Raw genomic sequence first — 3,977 nt, 5'->3', positions numbered from 1 at the left:
CAGCCGGGATGATTGGCCTGCTGGTGCCAGCGCGAAGCGGTCTCGTGAAACAGGCGTTCGATGCTCTTGTCCCCCAGTTTTTGGCGAGCTTGCAGAAAGGCGCTGGGGGCGACAAAGGGACGGTCCTCGGGCAACAGGATATCGAGCTGATTGACCAGCTGGGTCATGGGAACATGGCGGAAGATAGCCATACCGATGATGGCCCAGACCAGGCGCTCCATGGGCATACGGCGGCGACGCAGGGTCGCGACATCCTCTTCGGCGAGCAGCATCGTGATGAGCTCGGGAGAAATGAGGTCAGAGAGTGACTCAAACTGAGCGGCATTGCTGGCGTGGAGATAGCCATGCCGATGATGGCCCAGACCAGACGATCCATGGGCATACGGCGGCGACGCAGGGTCACGACATCCTCTTCGGCGAGCAGCGTTGTGCTGAGCTCGGGAGCAATGAGGTCTGAGAGTGACTCAAACTGGGCAGCATTGCTGGCGTGGAGGAAGTCGAGAGCGTGAGCGATACGCATAAAAAATCCGAAACCAATCAACAGGTTTCGGATTTTCACACAACAGAAGGATCGGTCAATGGATCCTTAACTGATCGGCATTAGGCACATTGGCCGGATTTTTTTATTGAAGGTAAAAAACACGCTTACGGGCGGTACACCTTGACGTTGTCAAAGCCCTTCTCTTTCAGATAGAGCGCCTGCAGCTTGCTCATCACACCGCGATCGCAGTAGAGCAGGTAGGTCTTCTCTTTGGGCAGATCACCAAAGGCGGTGGCCAGCTTGAAGAAGGGGATATGCAGCACTTCACGATCTTCCACCACCAGCGGCTTCTCATCGTGTTCATCGGTAGAGCGGATATCCAGGATCACCTCGTCAGCGCCCAGCACCTGGGTGGTTTCCACCTCTTGCACTTCAGCGGCAGTCTCTTCACCGATACGGCGGATATCGAGGTAACGGGCCTCGGAGACCACCTTGTCCAGAATGGAGAAGTCAAAATTGGCCTCTTCCTCATCAATGCGGGAGAGCTCGGCCTTCACGGTCGGCTTCTTGGAGATGACACCGCAATACTCCGGCATGGTCTCGGCAAACTCCAGGGTGCCGATACGGCGGGCTTCGTTGATGATATCCGGCTTGTCCCAAGTAATGAGCGGGCGCAGGATCACCTTGTCGGTCACCCGGTCGATCACGTTCAGGTTGGTGAGGGTCTGGCTGGATACCTGACCCACACACTCGCCGGTCACCAGCGCCGGGATCTGGAATTCATCGGCCACCTTGGCGGCAGCACGCATCATCATCCGCTTGAGCACCACGCCCATCTGACCGTTGTCGATCTTCTCGAGGATCTCGGCAACCACCGGCTCGAAGTCCACAGCGGTGAAACGTACCCGGTGGGAGGAGCCGAAACGGTTCCACAGGTGGTAGGCCACCTGCTTGACGCCGATTTCGTGGGCAGCACCGCCCAGATTGAAGAAGCAGTAGTGCACCCGGCAGCCGCGCTTGATGAACTGGAACGACGCCACGCCTGAGTCAAAACCGCCGGAGAGCAGGCTCAGCACATCTTCCTGGGTCGCGATGGGCATGCCGCTCAGGCCCTGATGGATGGCGCTGACGATGAAGAGCTCTTCGCCGTCAATCTCGAGGTTGATCTTCACATCCGGGTTCTTGAGGCGCACACCGTTGCTTTCGCAGTGCTGATTCAGTCCACCGCCAACATAGCGCTCAACCTCGAGGGAGGAGAACTCGTGCTTGCCGTGGCGCTTGGCGCGCACGCAGAAGGTTTTGCCCTTGAGCTGGTCGCCCCATACGGCTTTCACCTGCTCGAAGATGTCGTGCAGATCGGTAAACTTGCTGGCTTGTACCTCGAGGAAGGCCTGAATGCCCGGAATACAGGCCAAAGCTTCGATAGCCTGCTCGCGGAACTGGTCGTTGCGGGAGCTCACGATCAGCTTGTCCCAATCCATCCGTACGCGGGCATCGTCGTCGAAGCGGCGCAGGACATTGCGGATATTGCCCTGCAGGATCTTGATAAAGCGCTGGCGAACCGACTTGCTCTTGATGGTGATTTCCGGGAACAGCTTGATAATGAACTTCATGGTAATGACTCGGGTGACCTTGATTTAAGGGCGCGAATTATATCAGAACTTTGTGGCCAGCGCCTACTGGATGAGCGTTTGCTCACATTACCCCACGCAGTGTTTGCCGTGCAGCGCCAATCTTGCGTATATTCCCGACCCTGCGCCTCGCCAGATTTTTGACAACAGACTGATCCGATGAAGACCTATATCTACTACCCCGGCATGGAGGTACGCGACGAGCTCTGGCTCAAATTTGCCTTGCTCTATCTGGAGCGGCTTGCCTTTGTCTTCACCGTCAGCGAAAAGAGCGGTCTCACCGCCCTGCTCGATACCCTTCAACAGCAGACCGATCTGCTGGCTGAGCGGCCCGATGCCGCCTTCTTTGCCGCCATTACCCCGCAACTGGAGTGCCAGATAAGCGGCCTGGTGGCCCCCGATTTCGTCCGCCACAAGGTGTTTGGCAACAAGGAGCTGATTGGTCGCTGGCGTCAGGAGGCCAACCACGACTGCTTCTGCCCGGATCAGGCGGGGCTGGAACGGCTGCACGGCTTTTGCCTGACTCACGGCTTTGCGACCCGGGATGAGGGTGGGATCAGAATGGCACGACGCTTTGCCAATCTGCTCTCCATGCGTCTCGCCCGTGAGTGGGCACTCGCCAATGACGGGGCGCTTATTACCGATCACGACTATCTGGACCGCCTGCTCCATCTGCTCGAATCCCGCTACCACAACCGGGGCGGGCAGGATTGCTTCCACCTCGAGATCCCGTTGCAAGTACCCACTCACCTCGGCGAGATCTCTTTCGCCGAGCTTATCGCTCTGCGCGGGCGCAGCGGCTTTCGCCAGCAGTTGGCCGAATTTAATCTGGCCCTCGACAACCTGCTCACCATGCTGGGGAGCGGCTATGCCGACCCGGCGGCCCTGACCCGCTTTGAGCAGGCTCAGCAAGGGCTCAATCAACTGCTCGGCCCCGAGACCATCAGCATGCCACTCACCACCCTGGTCAGCACCAGCCTGCCCGCCGTGGCAATGCTCCACCAGTTAAAAGCGAGCCATCCCGAAAGCAACCTCATCTTCCATCCCATCAAGAAGAGCCACTTTCACCAGCGCAAGAGCCAGCACTTCTTCACCCGGCTCGGTCATCTGCGCCAACAGGGCTGAATTGGCGGAATGAAAAAGGGGTTGGCATCTGCCAACCCCTCTCGTTTTCTGCGGCCTACCAATCATCACCCCGGTGATTGGCCCGCTCTTGCGCCTGCCTGCGCGCCTCCATCGCCCTGTCACGGCGGATATTGGCAGGGGTACAGGCAAACTGTTTCTGATAGCAACGCGCAAAACTATCGGAAGCAGGTTCGAAAGGTGAATAGAACCCGGTACGTTCAGGAGAAACATGGTGATCACCATGATTGGTTGTGGCACAACCCGAACTCATCAGCACCAGCAAGGGACACAGAACACGCAGCAAAAGAGAACTCCCGATTGGATTTGAATGAATTCGTAATTATTCACAAATTAATTCATCCAATCAAATATTGATGCATTTCAAATAGTTAATTACATTCACCTCAATGGCTGTCGGCAAAACGCTCAACGGGTGATGGTGCCGGCATCACTGTCAGGATGCACCACGCGAAACTCGATGCGATCGCTGTTACCCGCCTCGTCCACCACCACCAGCTGATAACGACCCGCCACACTCAGCACCTGATCCCCGTCCCAGCGCAGCCGCTGGCCGTTGAGAAACCAAGCTGGCTTGCCGACACCGCCGAGCACCTTGGGCTGCAACCGATAGCGCTGGCTGCGGATAAGGTTGCCCTCCCCCAGCGCCACGATGCGAATGGGGGCCTGCAGCTCGGCGCTCTGCCCTTCCCCCGCGCAGCCGCTGGCGAGCAGCGCCTGCC

3 protein-coding genes and 2 pseudogenes are annotated in these 3,977 nt (G+C 57.9%); 1 reads left to right on the top strand and 4 read right to left on the bottom strand.

The features are described 5' to 3' along the window. The 3 genes and pseudogenes from AB5Z09_RS06425 to thiI form a co-directional block, all read right to left on the bottom strand. Positions 1-362: transposase domain-containing protein (locus AB5Z09_RS06425; protein WP_368194885.1), on the bottom strand; the 362-nt coding region annotated here is incomplete at its 3' end. After that, positions 317-520: pseudogene (locus tag AB5Z09_RS06420) on the bottom strand (transposase domain-containing protein); the annotation flags it as partial. The pseudogene AB5Z09_RS06420 and the gene AB5Z09_RS06425, both read right to left, overlap by 46 nt. A 125-nt stretch (positions 521-645) precedes the next feature. Beyond that, positions 646-2,094: a tRNA uracil 4-sulfurtransferase ThiI gene (gene thiI / locus AB5Z09_RS06415; RefSeq protein WP_368194884.1), complete on the bottom strand. Its 1,449-nt coding sequence runs from the start codon at positions 2,092-2,094 to the stop codon at positions 646-648. A 177-nt stretch (positions 2,095-2,271) separates the two neighbouring features. Here thiI and AB5Z09_RS06410 point away from each other — a divergent pair, with 177 nt between their 5' ends. Beyond that, complete coding sequence (locus AB5Z09_RS06410) at positions 2,272-3,237, top strand: hypothetical protein (protein ID WP_245098460.1); 966 nt, start codon at positions 2,272-2,274, stop codon at positions 3,235-3,237. Positions 3,238-3,663: 426 nt separating this feature from the next. Here the strand turns inward: AB5Z09_RS06410 and AB5Z09_RS06405 are convergent. Beyond that, positions 3,664-3,977: pseudogene (locus AB5Z09_RS06405) on the bottom strand (penicillin-binding protein 1C); the annotation flags it as partial.

The sequence above is a fragment of the Aeromonas sp. R2-2 genome (assembly GCF_040908355.1).
Lineage (GTDB): Bacteria > Pseudomonadota > Gammaproteobacteria > Enterobacterales > Aeromonadaceae > Aeromonas > Aeromonas veronii.
This window is presented reverse-complemented; position numbering and strand designations above follow the sequence as displayed.